This window comes from Paenibacillus oryziterrae, from assembly GCF_042610485.1.
In the GTDB taxonomy this organism is placed as follows: Bacteria; Bacillota; Bacilli; order Paenibacillales; family Paenibacillaceae; genus Paenibacillus_AQ.
This window is the reverse complement of record NZ_JBGJZO010000033.1, coordinates 1-15,511: the sequence shown is the minus strand read 5'-3', so window position 1 is coordinate 15,511 and position 15,511 is coordinate 1. Positions and strand designations below refer to the sequence as shown.

At 46.6% G+C, this 15,511-nt stretch carries 15 protein-coding genes and 1 pseudogene; 15 read left to right on the top strand and 1 reads right to left on the bottom strand.

What is annotated here, in order from left to right; genetic code table 11:
• The first annotated feature begins 11 nt into the window (after window positions 1-11).
• The 14 genes and pseudogenes from ACAN55_RS22140 (at window position 12) to ACAN55_RS22075 (ending at window position 12,707) form a co-directional block, all read left to right on the top strand.
• Entirely contained in the window at window positions 12-941 is a 930-nt protein-coding gene (locus ACAN55_RS22140) for a GHMP family kinase ATP-binding protein (protein ID WP_379138146.1), read from the top strand.
• Window positions 942-973: 32 nt separating this feature from the next.
• A complete protein-coding gene (locus ACAN55_RS22135; protein ID WP_379138119.1) occupies window positions 974-2,029 on the top strand; it encodes a cysteine synthase family protein in 1,056 nt (351 codons plus the stop codon).
• Window positions 2,004-3,260 carry an ATP-grasp domain-containing protein gene (locus ACAN55_RS22130; RefSeq protein WP_379138116.1) on the top strand — a complete coding sequence of 419 codons (1,257 nt, stop codon included), beginning with the start codon at window positions 2,004-2,006 and terminating at the stop codon, window positions 3,258-3,260. Before ACAN55_RS22135 ends, ACAN55_RS22130 begins: the two co-directional genes overlap by 26 nt.
• Window positions 3,253-4,335, top strand: coding sequence for a low-specificity L-threonine aldolase (gene ltaE / locus ACAN55_RS22125; protein ID WP_379138113.1), 1,083 nt, complete (start codon window positions 3,253-3,255; stop codon window positions 4,333-4,335). The genes ACAN55_RS22130 and ltaE overlap by 8 nt, the downstream gene beginning before the upstream one ends.
• Before the next feature lie 2 nt (window positions 4,336-4,337).
• Window positions 4,338-5,495 (top strand): aminotransferase A, encoded by a 1,158-nt coding sequence (locus ACAN55_RS22120; RefSeq protein WP_379138110.1) that lies wholly within the window; start codon window positions 4,338-4,340, stop codon window positions 5,493-5,495.
• 13 nt (window positions 5,496-5,508) lie between these two features.
• Entirely contained in the window at window positions 5,509-6,078 is a 570-nt protein-coding gene (locus tag ACAN55_RS22115) for a hypothetical protein (protein WP_379138107.1), read from the top strand.
• Between the two features lie 18 nt (window positions 6,079-6,096).
• Complete coding sequence (locus ACAN55_RS22110) at window positions 6,097-6,579, top strand: GNAT family N-acetyltransferase (protein ID WP_379138103.1); 483 nt, start codon at window positions 6,097-6,099, stop codon at window positions 6,577-6,579.
• Window positions 6,576-7,604, top strand: coding sequence for an arginase family protein (locus tag ACAN55_RS22105; RefSeq protein WP_379138101.1), 1,029 nt, complete (start codon window positions 6,576-6,578; stop codon window positions 7,602-7,604). Before ACAN55_RS22110 ends, ACAN55_RS22105 begins: the two co-directional genes overlap by 4 nt.
• On the top strand, window positions 7,582-7,881 hold the full coding sequence (locus ACAN55_RS22100; RefSeq protein ID WP_379138099.1) for a chorismate mutase: 300 nt from the start codon (window positions 7,582-7,584) through the stop codon (window positions 7,879-7,881). The genes ACAN55_RS22105 and ACAN55_RS22100 overlap by 23 nt, the downstream gene beginning before the upstream one ends.
• A 34-nt stretch (window positions 7,882-7,915) precedes the next feature.
• The gene (locus tag ACAN55_RS22095; protein ID WP_379138096.1) at window positions 7,916-8,527 is read left to right on the top strand and encodes an anthranilate synthase component II; all 612 of its coding nucleotides are present in this window, start codon (window positions 7,916-7,918) and stop codon (window positions 8,525-8,527) included.
• Complete coding sequence (pabB, locus tag ACAN55_RS22090) at window positions 8,527-10,038, top strand: aminodeoxychorismate synthase component I (protein WP_379138094.1); 1,512 nt, start codon at window positions 8,527-8,529, stop codon at window positions 10,036-10,038. Before ACAN55_RS22095 ends, pabB begins: the two co-directional genes overlap by 1 nt.
• Window positions 10,039-10,275: 237 nt before the next feature.
• The gene (locus ACAN55_RS22085; protein ID WP_379138091.1) at window positions 10,276-10,923 is read left to right on the top strand and encodes a FusB/FusC family EF-G-binding protein; all 648 of its coding nucleotides are present in this window, start codon (window positions 10,276-10,278) and stop codon (window positions 10,921-10,923) included.
• A gap of 122 nt (window positions 10,924-11,045) precedes the next feature.
• A pseudogene (locus tag ACAN55_RS22080) lies at window positions 11,046-11,400 on the top strand (sigma factor); the annotation flags it as partial.
• Between the two features lie 257 nt (window positions 11,401-11,657).
• Window positions 11,658-12,707, top strand: coding sequence for an NAD(P)-dependent alcohol dehydrogenase (locus ACAN55_RS22075; RefSeq protein WP_379138088.1), 1,050 nt, complete (start codon window positions 11,658-11,660; stop codon window positions 12,705-12,707).
• Between the two features lie 314 nt (window positions 12,708-13,021).
• Here ACAN55_RS22075 and ACAN55_RS22070 read toward each other — a convergent pair whose 3' ends face one another.
• A complete protein-coding gene (locus tag ACAN55_RS22070) occupies window positions 13,022-14,494 on the bottom strand; it encodes a DHA2 family efflux MFS transporter permease subunit (protein ID WP_379138086.1) in 1,473 nt (490 codons plus the stop codon).
• Between the two features lie 161 nt (window positions 14,495-14,655).
• Here ACAN55_RS22070 and ACAN55_RS22065 point away from each other — a divergent pair, with 161 nt between their 5' ends.
• Window positions 14,656-15,363, top strand: coding sequence for a TetR/AcrR family transcriptional regulator (locus ACAN55_RS22065; RefSeq protein WP_379138083.1), 708 nt, complete (start codon window positions 14,656-14,658; stop codon window positions 15,361-15,363).
• The last annotated feature ends 148 nt before the right edge of the window (window positions 15,364-15,511 follow it).

Here is a 15,511-nt window from a genome sequence, read left to right as displayed (position 1 = left end):
CCGTGTATTCCATGCAAAGAGAGACGCGGTCTTTCAAATCAGGAACGGGTTGTGCGTTTGGTACATTTGGGGAGCTGCTGCAAGGAGTGGATACCAAAGAAAGAGATTTCCTGGTGACCCTTCCGATAAACAGGTTCTCGAATGCAAAATTCACTTATTATCCCTCACTTGGCATTATAGTTTCACCAAGCAATAAGCAGAAGTCGAGAGAACTTGCCGCTTTGATCTTAAGGTACTACGGATATGAAGAAGGGGGAGTTCTGGAGATAAACAGCAACATTCCGGTGGGCAAAGGGCTGGCCAGTTCTTCAGCGGACTTGGTGGCGACTGCACGCGCACTGAATGAATGCTTTGATCTGCAGATGACTACCGAAGAAATACAGTCTTTCCTTAGACATATTGAGCCTACCGACGGAGTGATGTATGAAGGTGTGGTATCTTTCTACCACCGCATGGTTCAAGTGAATGAGTTCCTTGGCGATCTTCCCAAGTTAACCATTATCGGGTTCGATGAGGGCGGAGAGGTGGATACGATCGATTTTAACAAATTGCCTAAACCCTTTACCCAGCAGGAAAAAAGCGAATACGACGAGCTTCGGCGTAAAATCTCCAAAGCTATTCGTCAGGGGGATATTAAAGTTATCGGGGAAGTGGCCACACGCAGTGCCGTGTTAAATCAAAAACTGCGGCACAAGAAATTTTTCAATCTGATCTTGGATATCTGTACAGAGGTTGAGGGTCTGGGGGTTGTTGCTGCACACAGCGGTACCTGCCTAGGTATTCTTCTGTCCCCGGATCACGAGGGCTACGAGACAAAACTCAATACAGCCTATACAGCCTTAAGGCTTCTCGGCGGTGAAATAACCATTTACCAGACCTGGAGCAGCTGGACTGAAGCCAGTCAACGGGAATTCGCCAACCGTCAAGTTGTAAGCCAATAAGCTGAGAAATAATAGTGAAGGGGGTAATCAACATGCTGCATACCAGTATGATCGACGTCATCGGCCATACCCCGCTGGTTCTTCTGCAAGGGGATGATCAAACCAAAGGAGAGGTGTATGCCAAGCTGGAGCTGCTGAATCCATTCGGAATGAAGGACCGTGTAGCCAAGCAATGTATTCTGGCGGCCAAACGTTCAGGTGAACTTCGGGACGGCGCCCCGATTATCGAAAGCTCATCAGGAACGATGGCTTGCGGAGTAGCTCTGGTCGGAACCTATCTAGGGCATGAGGTGCATATTGTCACGGACCCGCGTATGGATGCCATTACAGTTGCCAAGCTGACATCACTCGGCTGCCACATTCATGTCGTTGATAAAATGGGAGCCCAGGGCTGGCAGAGCGCCCGTCTGGAGCGGTTGTCCGAATTGCTTGCACAGTATCCTGGTGCCTACTGGCCACGCCAATATGACAATCCGGAGAATCCGGCTGCCTATGCTGAACTTGCGCATGAGCTGATATCGGAGCTTGGGCGGGTGGATATTCTGATCGCTTCGGTAGGAAGCGGTGGTTCCCTCTCCGGAACTGCAAAAGAATTGAAGAAACATAATCCGAATTTGAAAGTGATCGCTGTCGACGCGGCAGGGAGCGTAATCTTTGGGCAGCCGGACCGCCCCGGGCGTTTGCAAGGCGGATTGGGAAATTCCCTGATCGCTTCCAATGTAGATCATTCCATTGTTGATGAAGTGCACTGGCTGAATGACGAAGAAGCGTTTGCTGCAACACTGGAGTTGGCGAAGAAGGAAAAGATTTTTGCGGGCAATTCTTCCGGATCAGTCTATGCTGTTGCAAATTGGGTCAGCGGTCAGGTTGAGCAGGATACGAAGATTGTTGCTATATTTCCAGACCGCGGAGACCGGTATACCGATACCATTTACAATGCCGATTACCGGTTATCTAAAGGCATGCAAAACCGGCTGCCTTCATTAATGCCCAACAAAGTTTCTTATGACTCTGTCGTTGGCGCTTGGTCCTATGCTTCCTTGAAGGAGGGAGCGTATAAAGATGCCCGACAAACTTCTGTTTATTGAGTCTAATACGACAGGCACAGGAATGCTTGCATTGGAAAAAGCAGCTTCGTGGGGGCTGGAAGCCCTGTTCTTCACCAATGACCCCGAGCGGTATGCCGGATTAGCGGAAACAGGGTGTGAGATCATTGTCTGTGATACCAATAACTCACATTCTTTAGGGGAACTAATAAGGCAGCGAGTGAAACGCGAGGATATCTGCGGCATTGTCACTACCAGCGATTTCTATCTGGAAACAGTGGCAGAGCTGACTTTAACGTTTGATTTGCCGGGAAATACGAAAGAATCCATTCGAATTGCCCGGCACAAGGACTTGACGCGGCGAACTTTGGCTGAGGCAGGCATACACCAACCGCGCTTTGAAGTGATCTGTTCGTTACAGGAAGTTTCTCAGGCCGTTGAAAAGATCGGTTTGCCTTGCATCCTTAAGCCTGCCGACGATTCCGCTTCCAATGATGTTATTCTGGTCACTTCGGTGGAGCAAGCGAAGCAACACGCTAGGAGAATACTCGGCATCGGCTTCAACACGCGCGGACAGAAACGGGAAGGGGTTATTCTTGCCGAAGAATATATCGATGCACCTGAATTTAGTGTGGAGATGTTTACATGGCAGGGAAAAACAACATGCATTGGCATCACGCAAAAGTCATTGGCCTGTTTTCCCCATTTTGTAGAATCAGGGCATATATTTCCTGCCCCCATTCCAGAAAAAGCCGCCCGGCAAATGAAGAATGTGGTTGGCCGCGCGCTTGAAGCCGTCGGCATCCAGTACGGTGCAACCCATACTGAATTGAAATGGACCCCAGAGGGAGCGGCGATTATAGAAATCAATGCACGTTTAGCCGGAGGGATGATTCCTGAGTTAATTCGTTTAACAACCGGAGTTGATGTGCTGGAGCAGCAAATTTTATGTGCAATGGGACGGCCGACTCTGGAAGATTCCGCAGCAAAGGGTGTAGCGGGGATTCAATTCCTGCTCGCGGAGTATGAAGGGATTCTGGAGGGTATCGAAGGGGCTAAGGCCGCAGAAGGGCTGGCTTTCGTGAAACGTTTAGCGATAACAGCCAAAGCAGGCGTCAGAGTCCAACCGGCGAGAAATGCATACCACCGTCTGGGATATGTCATAGTGCACAGCCCCTCCTATGAGGAGACCCGGGCCAGTCTGCAGGCAGCGATTGATCTCTTAAGGATTCGGATCACTGAATACGAGATAGGAGGACTTTATCATGATTGAATTGCGCAGTGATACGTTCACACTACCAACACAAGAAATGCTTCAATCCATTTTGGAGTCTGAGCTTGGAGACGATGTCTACGCCGAAGATCCGACGGTCAAGCAATTAGAGAAGCGGGCTGCCGAAGTCTGCGGCAAAGAAGCGGCGCTTCTTGTACCGAGCGGTACTATGGCCAATTTGATATCATTGATGGTCCATTGCCCCCGCGGCTCCAAAGTGCTGGTTGGAGATGAGACGGATATTTACATTTATGAGGCAGGCGGGGCAGCGGTATGCGGCGGCATTATCTATGAAGCCATTCCTACCCAAGCGGATGGACGGCTGTTGCTGGAAGATTTGGCACAGGCATTTCCGGAAGACACCAGCGATCCCCAATTCGCCTTGCCTGCTTTGATTTGTATGGAGAATCCGCATAACCGCAAGGGCGGGCGCATTTTACCGCTTTCCTATTTAGCCGAAGTACAAGCCTTTGCAAAAGCTAAAGGCATACCGGTACATATGGATGGGGCGCGGATATTTAACGCTTCTGTGGCACTCGGCGTTCCTGTAGCAGAAATTTCGCAATACGCCGACTCTGTACAATTTTGCCTGTCTAAAGGGTTGTCTGCTCCGGTTGGTTCTATGATTGTAGGGAGTCGGGTCATGATCGAGAAGGCTTACCGCTTACGCAAAATGCTGGGCGGCGGCATGCGCCAAGCCGGAGTGATTGCCGCCCCCGGATTAATAGCTCTAAAGAGTATGGTTAGCCGGCTGGAGAACGATCATTTCAATGCCAAGAAATTGGCTGAAGGGTTGGCTGCCATTGACGGAATCCGTTGCGATGCGGAGTCTGTGGAGACTAACATTGTCTTTTTTGAAATTGCCGATTCGCGCTTTACCTGGCAGGCATTCGTTGAATCAGCCAGAAATGCGGGCGTAAATGTGGCAGAACTGGGATATGGGCGCATTCGTGCTGTCACTCATTCAGGCATAAGCGAAGAAGACATTGAACTGGCGCTTGGGAAGATTCGCCGGATCATGGAACAAGGCCCGGTGGAAGCGGCAGCGCAATATACCGAATTTAAAGGGGCATAGATATGCATGAGCATTTGAATCCGCTTGTTCAACAAATCGAGCCGTCCAGAATACGCGCCTTTTCAGATATGGCAGCGCAGTACGAGGATGTGATCTCTTTTACGATTGGACAACCTGACTTTTTAACACCTGACCATATTAAAACAGCTGGGAAACGGGCGATAACGGAGAACCGGACGACGTACCCCCCGTCTGCAGGGTATTCTGATTTGCTTAAAGCTGCATGCAGTTATGTCGGATCGAAATATCAACAGGTCTATAACCCTGAGAGTGAAGTGGTTATAACGAATGGTGCTACTCAAGCCATATATATCGCGTTGTGTACGATTCTCCAGAAGGGGGACGAGGTGATTTTACCGGCGCCCATATACTCGGGATATGAACCCATAATTACTTTGTCCGGTGCAAAGCCGGTGTACGTCGATACCAGAAAGACAGGCTTTAAGTTAAGGGCAGAGGACTTGAAGAATGCCATTACCGATAGAACGAAATGCATTGTTCTTTCATATCCGATGAATCCCACGGGAGTAGCTTTAAGCCGGGAAGACATTAAGCAAATTAGCGAGGTGCTGGCAGACCATAAAGTGTTTGTGCTCTCTGATGAAATCTATAGTGAACTTGCATATGGCCTGCCGCACTCTTCCATATCTCATATTCAGGAAATGAGAGACAGAACGATAGTCATCAATGGAGTGTCGAAGTCCCATGCCATGACCGGCTGGCGGGTTGGAATGATATTTGCCCCGGAATACATTACTGAACAAATGAAAAAAATCCATCAGTACTCCGTTGTATCGGTTTCATCCATAAGCCAAATGGCTGCAATCGAAGCATTGACCACGGGGAGTCAAGATCCTCTTGCCATGCGGGATATTTATCTGGAACGCCGGGATTATGTGTACGCACGGTTATGCGGCATGGGTCTAGAGGTCATCAAACCTGAGGGTACTTTTTATTTTTTTCCTTCCATACAACAGTTTGGACAGAACTCTGTGCAATTCTCTGAAGATTTGTTGAAGAAGGCCAGAGTAGCCGTTATACCTGGCAGTGCTTTTTCGGATTATGGTGAAGGTTATATTAGATTATCCTTTGCAAGCCCGATGCTTGAGCTGGAGAATGGTTTGAACCGGCTGGAAAAATATATATCTGCGCTGAGATGAAGGGAGGGAGACCATGAAATTTGTTACTCTGGGTCCTAAAGGCACCTGTCATGAATATGCACTGCACCATTATCTGCAATATCATCAGATTCCAAATGCGGAAATTATATATATTACCAATTTTCTCGAAGGGTTAGAGCTGATTTATTCGGATCAGGCAGACTTTCTGTTGCAATGCAGCGCCCATCCGGAAGTCCATCTGATTACCGAGAAGTATTTCGAAACGGTGAAAATATTGGATACCTTTATTTATCCCACTAAGGAATTGGTGATTCTTGAAAACAAAGAAGTAGAGAATCCGCGGACACTCGGGCTGGTCAAAGCAGCTGAAGGATATTTGGATGGTCTGGTATATCCCGAGATTATATACGAACCAAGCAAGCCGGTTGTGGGTAAGGGATTGCTTGACGGGAAATATGATGCCGGCTTGACTCAAATCTCATACTATGAGGAAAATAAAAACCGTTTCCGTATCCGCAGATACATTGGCGCTATTCTGACCACATGGCTGGTGTACAGCAAATCCTCAACCTTTAGCGGAGATATTATGTCTGTGCTGCCTGCGGGATTTTACAATAATTGATTTCAAGGAGGGACCTTTATGGGTTGGATAATCCGTTCAGCGCATCAAGGGGATTGTCGCAATGTATTGCAGGGGATCAGGCGCTTACTGGCTGAACTTAGAAATGTCGAAGAAGTGACTTTGCCTGCGGAGTCTGAGCAAGCGTATCAATATGTGATTGAACATCCTGGGGAAGGCGCTGTCTGGATTGCGGAAGCTTCGAGTCTTCCGGATTCAATCGCAGGCTTGATAACGGTAAGCATAGTTAACTCTATCCACGTCGGCGGGAAATACACGCTGATTCAAGAATTGTGGGTTCATCCGGACTTTCGCAGCTCGGGCATTGGAGAGCAGCTGATTAAGAGGGTCGAACACTACTGTGAGGACAACGGCACAGCGAATCTGGAAGTATGCACTCCCAAAAAATCGTTCGTTAACTTTGCTAAAACACTGTCATTCTATATGAACAACGGGTTCGAAGAATTGGGACCCCGTTTAAAGAAAAGAGTTGAGCTGACATGAAGATAAATGTATTTAAACAAAATAATATAGAGCAAAAAGTGTCCACAATACTCAATCGGAACCTGCAAGAAGTCCCAAGCCTCGAAACGAAGGAAAGAATTCAACAAATTGAAATAGGGATTGCCGCCATTAAGGATGATAATCTTCAAATCCATGACTCTGCGGCGGTACATAAAGCGGAAGACAACGGTATTATTCAATCTGTTCTATTCAAATCGCATCATGCCGATTACATCGATCATATCCGCACATCCAGCGATACCATCCGGGAAGGGGAGCTGGTGATCGACTCTTCCATAGCGGAGCCGGGTGTTGATCAGGATACACCGTTAACTGCCGGAATATATGATTCTGCAATTGCCGCATTTGGAACAGCCGTGAAAGCAGCCATTGAGCTTGGAAATGCCCCCGGATCGGTCAACTATGCCTTGTGCCGTCCGCCAGGTCATCATGCCGGCCCTGCCTGGGCGGGAGGTTATTGTTATTTCAATAACGCTGTCGGCGCGGCTTTGGCATTACAGGAGCGGGGACACGGCAGAGTAGGATTGCTGGATTTGGATTTTCATTACGGCAATGGATCGGCGGCTATACTTCAGGAGAAGCCGGATATTTTTTACGGCTCCATTCACGGCAATACGATCGATAACTTCCCGTTTCAGCCTACAGAGCCCTTAGGTCCGCAGCAAGTATTGATCAGTTACCAGGACACCCCTACGGAACGCGAATATCTGGAAAGTTTGGTGCAGCTCCTCAGTAAAGCTATGGGTTTTGGCTGCACTGCACTGGTTATATCCATGGGCTACGATATTATTCAAGGCGATCACCACGGTACTTGGGATCTGCCGACTTCCATTTATTTAGAAGTTGGAAAACTTCTAGAAGAAGCTTCTGTTCCTATTTGCATTGTTCAAGAGGGCGGATACTTTACGGATAAACTAAGTGAATGTTCAAGAAACCTGATCCAAGGCATCAATAAAAGTCATAACGAAAGGATGAGCAGAGTTGAGTCCTATCAAATCCGATGAAGCCGTACATGACTTAAGCGCCTATAGAGCCAGCATTAATGAATTGGACCGCCAGTTGATTGAGATATTGGGGGAAAGATTTGAAATATGCCTTAAGGTGGCTGATTACAAAAAAGAAAACGATATCCCTATGATGCAGCCGGACCGGATACAAATGGTGAAGCAGCGCTGCATTGGAATCGGAGAAAAGTTTGGAGTAGACGCCCATTTCATTGACCGGCTGTATTCTCTTATTATTGATGAGGCCTGCAGGCTGGAAGATAAAGCAATGCATTAGTTTTTATTACCTTAAATGAAAGCGGGATATGTTTATGAAAACATTATTGATCGACAATTATGATTCCTACACATTTAATCTCTATCAACTAATAGCCTCCATTCAAGATGAATATCCGATTGTAATAAGAAACGACCAGTACAGCTGGTCTGAATTATCGGCTTTTTCATTTGACAATATCGTCATATCTCCGGGTCCGGGTACTCCTGCTAAAACGAGTGACTTCGGGGTTTGCCGTCAAGCATTGCTGGAATCGAATGTGCCTATCCTTGGCGTATGCCTTGGGCATCAAGGCATTGCCCACACCTTTAACGGAAAGGTGATTCATGCTCCTGAGCCGATGCATGGACGAATAAGTGAAGTGTATCACAACAATTCAGAGCTGTTTGCGAATATTCCACAAGGTTTTAATGTTGTGCGTTATCACTCCTTAGCCGTAGATGTGGCGTTGCCGGATTGCTTGCAGAAGACTGCATGGACTGCCGATGGCGTAATCATGGGCTTAAAGCATATCGACAAACCTATTTGGGGTGTGCAGTTCCATCCGGAGTCGATTTGCACGGATTACGGCCAGCAGCTTATGGAAAACTTTGCACAGCTAACTAAATTTGGTGAGGGTTTATTTTCAATAAAGGAGCCTGCCTAATGAAGACCATTCCCCAAGAATCGATAGTACCGCGCGGCCATAGCCGATCTTCGGAACAAACGAATTCAAAAATACAAGTAGTGAGCCGAAAACTGGATTATTTTTTTGACCCGGAAAGAGTGTTTATGCACTTTTTTGCTCACGAAGATTACGCCTATTGGCTCGACAGCAGCCGTGTTAACCAGAACCTTTCAAGATTTTCCTTCATGGGCTCCAATCAGGGTGCACTAAGCCATGTTCTCAGTTACGATACCAATAAAAAGTTGCTGTCTATTCTCGATAAGAACGGGCAACGGGATACAGCCATCAGTATCTTTGATTTTCTGGATCAGCAATTAGAATACTTGTTCACTAAAAATGACAATTTGCCGTTTGACTTCAATGCTGGTTATGTGGGTTATTTCGGTTATGAATTAAAAGCGGAATTCGGTGCCGAAATCAAGCATATTTCAGAACACCCCGATGCCATGTTCATTCTTGCCGATCAGCTGATTGCCTTTGATCATGAGGAAAAATGTATATATCTGGTTAGTCTGGTGACACCAGATCGAATTCAAGACGCGGAACAATGGTTTGATGATACAGAGAGTAGATTGCAGACGATGCCTGAATGGGTACCCGTAGAGTTTAATCCAGAATCCGGTAATGAGGGATTGGAAATGTGCTGGAGCCAGACATACGAAGAGTACCTGGAGAGCATCAAGCTGTGCCAGCACTACATAAAGGAGGGAGAGACGTATGAGGTCTGCCTGACCAATCAGCTTCGCATTAAGGAGAAATTTGATCCTTTGCGGACCTACCGCATTCTGAGAAAAATTAATCCTGCCCCATACTCTGCATATTTTAAATTCAATGATTTCAATGTGCTAAGTTCTTCGCCGGAGAGATTTCTTAGAATAAACCAGGACCGCATCGTTGAAGCCAAGCCGATTAAAGGCACAATCGCCAGAAGCAATGATCCGGTTATTGATGCTCAATTGGCCGATGAACTGCAATCAAGTGACAAGGACAGAGCGGAAAACCTGATGATTGTCGACCTGCTCAGAAATGATTTAGGGTCGGTCTGCGAGATTGGAACGATCAAGGTCACCAAATTAATGGACATTGAATCCTATCAAACCGTACACCAATTAGTCTCAACCATTGAGGGCAAATTGAGAGAAGAACTGGGAGCAATCGATTGTATCCGTGTTGCTTTTCCGGGAGGCTCAATGACAGGCGCACCCAAAATAAGAACGATGAAATACATTGATGAAATTGAATCTACGGCGCGAGGCATCTACTCCGGAGCAATCGGGTTTCTAGGACTTAATGGTTCAACTGATTTAAACATTGTGATCCGCACACTTGTATTAACTCCGGAAGAAGCGACTTTAGGAGTTGGAGGGGCTGTAATCATTCTGTCGGACCCTGAAAAAGAGTATGAAGAAATCCTCCTGAAGAGTAAAGCCTTGATTAAGGCGCTGTCAATTTCTAAACACTGTTCGCTTGTACCTGCAAGATCATTTTAAATTGCCCGTTCCAAAGTTTCTTGCTATACTTTTGATGAATTTCATTGGGGGTGGTGCAGATGGCAAAATTGAATTGTTCATTAGCTAGGGTGTCCTCATGCAAAGCCTAATTCGGGGCGATACTTTGTGTGAGGTGCGATAGAATGGACTGGATTACATCGCCCAAACTGACTTATCGTTTCTAATAATGGGCTTTGCACCTTATGAACTTTTAAGATAAATAAGGAGCTGAAAAGCATGAGTACACCATTTATTAGAAACCATCAATATAATTTTATTAAGAAGCAAACAAAATTTGTTCTGCATACATTGCGGACCGTTGCGGACCGCCGAGTTTTGGAAACGGTACGCTACCGTGCTGCAACGAACATTATTGAAGTATTCCCTTCTCTTACAGAGAACCAGGAGCAGATGCTGGAACAAATATCGGTCTTTGAGATGGCACATGACTTCCAGAAATATATCAGCGATTTGGAACCGTATCTGGATTCCTATCCTGCCATATCATTCAAACAGATCCAGAAGCTGTTCCCTAAGAATAAGAAAATGAAAATGCCGGATCTATCCTCCATCGACTTTAGATATGTGACTTATCTGAGCTGGAGTGATATTAGTACAAACAAATTATTCATTGTATATCCATTCGAAGGAACGTTTATTGGTATCGAAGGAACATTCACACCGATACACAGGAAAGGGTATTGTTTGTTCTGTAATCGACAGCAAGAGTTGGCCTACTTATTGGTCAAGACCAAACCTGCAAATTCTTTGCCGGGTAATATCCATTCTATTGGTCAATATGTATGTTTGAATAGTCAGGAATGTAATCAGAGTATTACCGATTTAGCAGCGTTGGAGAAGTTCATTCTCTCCGTTCGCAAATAGCCATTCTCAGCGATTTCAATAGTAACAGGAATACCCAAAAGCAGTCTATTCACTCGTTAGAGGATAGGCTGCTTTTGCTCGATTAGCCGAAATATAATGACATCGTATCGTGTCCATAACCTCAAAAATTCGACAACACCGACGAGGACATGGAGGATCTGATCTCCATCGGAACGATCGGTCTCATTTAGGCGATTGAGAGCTACCGCCCCAACAAAGGGACCAAGCTGGCTACTTTTGCCGTGTATTGAGAATGAGATCCTAATGCATCTCCGCTCCCTGAAGAAGACACGCAAGGACGTGTCGCTGCACGATGCCATAGGAACGGACAAAGAGGGTAATGAAATTACTTTAATAGATATTTTAGGCTCGGGAGCCGACGATCTGCTGGTGACAGTGGATCTGAATATTGAGAAGAGCAAAATCTATCGCAACCTGGACATCCTGGATGACCGGGAGAAGGAAGTTGTGGTTGGGGGGGATATGAATATTTGTAAAGGCATAAGTCTTTCTTAGTCTAATAACGCAAAGGGATTCGGTGCCAGGTTAAAGTATTCTGCAACTTCACTTATGGAGTAAGTCTTCATCATGTATCTCCTATCGTTCATCTCATTGCTCATTATCATGCTTCAGTTATAGGGTGAATTAATATTTACTTGACTTAGAGTTAACTTTAAGTAATAACATGGGCTTTGTAATACAGGAATTACATTATCCATTGCGGAGGTAATACTATGATAAAAGTTAATGCACGCGCTACATTCAGTCAGGAGGGGCCGTTCAAGCTAACCGCCATCGAGCGCCGGGATCTGCAACCGCACGATGTTCTTATTGACATTAAATACGCGGGAATCTGCCACTCGGACATTCATACCGCCCGCGGAGAGTGGGGGCCAGTCAACTATCCACTCGTTCCTGGACACGAGATTGCCGGCATTGTCAGTCAGGTGGGATCACATGTCACCAAATTTGCTGTAGGTGACCGGGTAGGGGTAGGTTGTATGGTTGACTCCTGTGGAGAGTGCAGTAATTGCCATAAAGGCGAGGAACAGTATTGCCTGCATGGAAATACGGGCACCTACGGAGCTATCGACCGGTACGGGCAATATACGCAGGGCGGGTATTCCACCCATATCGTGGTAACAGAGGACTTCGTGGTTCGGATTCCTGATGCTATTCCGCTTGACGCCGCTGCACCACTTTTGTGTGCCGGAATCACAACCTATTCACCGCTGCGACATTGGGGAGCTGCTCCAGGCAAAAAAGTAGCTGTGGTAGGTCTTGGTGGACTTGGACATATGGCTGTGAAGATCGCTCATGCCATGGGGGCTGAGGTTACTGTTTTATCACAGTCTCTAAAGAAGAAGGAGGACGGTTTGCAATTAGGTGCGAACCATTATTATGCCACTAGCAATCCGGAGACATTTAAGCAGCTTGCCGGTTCGTTCGACCTAATCATAAATACAGTAAGCGCACAGATTAATATCGATGCCTATCTTTCGCTCCTGGCGCTGGATGGTACATTAGTCAATGTCGGTGCGCCCGCTGATCCCTTGTCAGTTAACGCATTCTCACTGATCGGTCACCGCCGCTCGTTTGCCGGATCGATGATTGGCGGAATCCGTGAAACACAGGAAATGCTTAATTTCTGCGCAGAACACAATATTGCATCTGAGATCGAGGTTATTTCTGCCGACCGGATTGATGAAGCTTGGGAGCGTGTACTCGCTTCAGATGTCCGTTATCGGTTTGTAATCGATATCAGCACGATGGGGAATGAATAAGGAGCTACTTTTCCCGTCCGATGTATTGAGAATGTATCCTGATGTATCTCCGATCACTGAAATAAGACCCGAATAAACGCATCGCTGTAGAATGGCAACAACGAAAAGGGGTCTGGCCAAGATCTTTCGTATTATGAGGTTGACCAGTTTAATCTGGTTAACCTCATTTTTCGTTACACTAAACACTAGCTGGGTACAACGATTAAAAATTTGGAAAGTTACGGCAAACCGATTTCACACAAAAACAGGAGGACCGCATAAATCGCAGTCCTCCTGTTCGTTTCGCTTGCCGCTGTAATAAGCTCTCCTAACCTTTACTCCATCACAATCACAGGAGGGTGGTTTACTTCACCAGGCGTAAGGCCTGCATCCTTAGCAGCCGGACGCTTTAATGTGATTGCCAGCAATAACCCGGCCACCGCAATGATGGCGAGTAATTGGTAGGTGTTGTGAAAAGCATGCGTCATTGCATTTGGCACGGGTGCCTCGCCATTGCTCGCATAATGATTGGTACGGTTGACAAGGAACGTTGTCAATCCTGCGATAGCGAAGGATGAAACGACTTGTTGAGCGGCACTTGTCAGGGAGGTGACTCTTCCAACCAACTCCTTAGGCGCCGTTTGGATCAAGTGTGTGTTTAATGCAATGAAAGACATACCGGAACCGAGTCCGAGCAGTATGCGTGGAAGCAGGAATGTCCACGAACTGTCGCTTGGATCGATCATGGAGAACATATAGGCGCCAGCCGCTATGAGAATCAAGCCGCCGACCACTAGGGGGCGTGCGCCGACCCGGTCGAACAACCGTCCGCTGAACGGCATCATGAGACCGGAAGCAATAGCCTGGGGCAATGACCAGAAGCCAGCTTCAAAAGCACTCATTCCCATAAGCCGCTGCATGAAATACGGAACAGCGAAGATCATGCCGAACAAAGCGAGCTGTAAGACCCATTGCACCAGAATCCCAAGAGTAAATTGGCTGGAACGAAAAACCCTCAGTTCCAGCAATGGCTCCTTCTTGCTCCGGAGTTCAACGATGACAAACAGAATCAAAGCGAATGCGCCTACGACAAGACCAGTAATCGTCTTCACCGTAGTCCACCCTTCGCCACCTTCACTTAACCCGTATGAGAGGCCGCCGAATGCTAACGGAGCGAGTATAATTCCTAAGGAATCCAGCGGAGCAAAAGCTTTTTTCGGTAGATTCGGCAGCAACAGGATGCTTAAGATAACCCCCGCAATGCCGACCGGAATATTGATTAGAAACAACCATCGCCAGCTGACGTAGTCGACCAAATACCCGGATACGATTGGGCCAAGTGCAGGTGCAAGCAGAATTGGCACTCCCATGATGCCCATGATTCTGCCTACCGATTCGGCAGGACTGATTCGGTAGATCATCGCGAAGGCGATCGGAGTAACCATACCTCCACCTAAGCCTTGCAAGATCCGGAAGAATATCAACATTTCGGCCGAGCCCGCGAACGAGCATAGAATCGAACTGCTGACGAACAAGATGATGGATACAATAAATACTTGCTTGGCTCCGAACCGGTCGGACATCCACCCGGCTATCGGAATTACGGAAGCCTGGGCTAGCGCATAACCAGTGATTGTCCATTGAATAAGGCTCAACGAGCTTTGAAAGTCTTCGGCAAGAACCGGGATGGCGACGTTAACCGCCGTGCTGTCCAGAATAACCATGAACAACCCTACGATAATCGCGATCAACGGAGCAATGAGTGAACGGAGTGATGCGGACTCACTTACTGCGGAATTTGTGGGCATGGAAATCTCTCCTAACTATTCGTAATTTGTCTACAAATAAATTAGCACAATTTCTAAACGAAGTAAACGAATTTTATTAAAAAAGTTTAAAACGTATACCTAGTTTAAATTGTTCGTGATTTGCTTTATAATGATATTGGCAATATAGGAGGTGCTGGAACATGTCGGTGGTAGATTGCGATCCGTTGTCCTCGAAACGAGAAAAGCTTCTCATACGTTTGATTCCCTATATCCAAAAACAGGGCATCAGCCAGATGAAGATGGAAGATGCTGCAAAATGTATGGATATCAGCAAGGCAACCATGTATAAATATTTTGACTCCAAGGATGAAATTGTGGAACGTTTACTTGAGCAATATGTCCGGTTTCTTTCCAATCTGATCCTGCTGGAAGCTCCCACAAAGCTGTCACCTGAGAGGATATCGCAGCCGTCCGAAGAAGAGCTGAAGGTTTATAACGAATCTTTCGCCAAGGCGTTTAGGCTGATGATTAAGCAGACGTTCTTCCTGACGGATATACTGCTTCAGGATTTAAATGGGTCATATCCCCAATTGTCCGTCAAACTTACCCAAGCTCTGGACCAATTTCAGAAGAAGCTCGTCGCCTACTTCGAGAGCGGCATTGAGTTTGGCATATTTCATCCCATCACGAGCACTCAAATTTATTTGGTGCAAATGGATCTAATGATCAGAAAACTGCTGGATCCTAAGTGGCTGATGATGCAAAATATGACGTTGAAGCAAGCGCTCATGGATTTCTATAAAGCGATGAAGCGCCAAATTTTTTACGAAAAGTGGATTCGTGAAGATGGATCAGACATTGAAGCCTATTTGAATAAGCTGATTATGGAGAAGCTTTCCTACGAATAATGTGACAAGCTTGAATAAGCGGGATCATAACGAAAAAAGACAGCCGGTCGAAAACCGGCTGTCTTTTTTAGTGCGCCCAGCATGGGCGCTATCTCTAGGGTTGAAGTCCCGAATGGCGAAGGCAGTAGTAGCCATTAGCTTAAGGCAA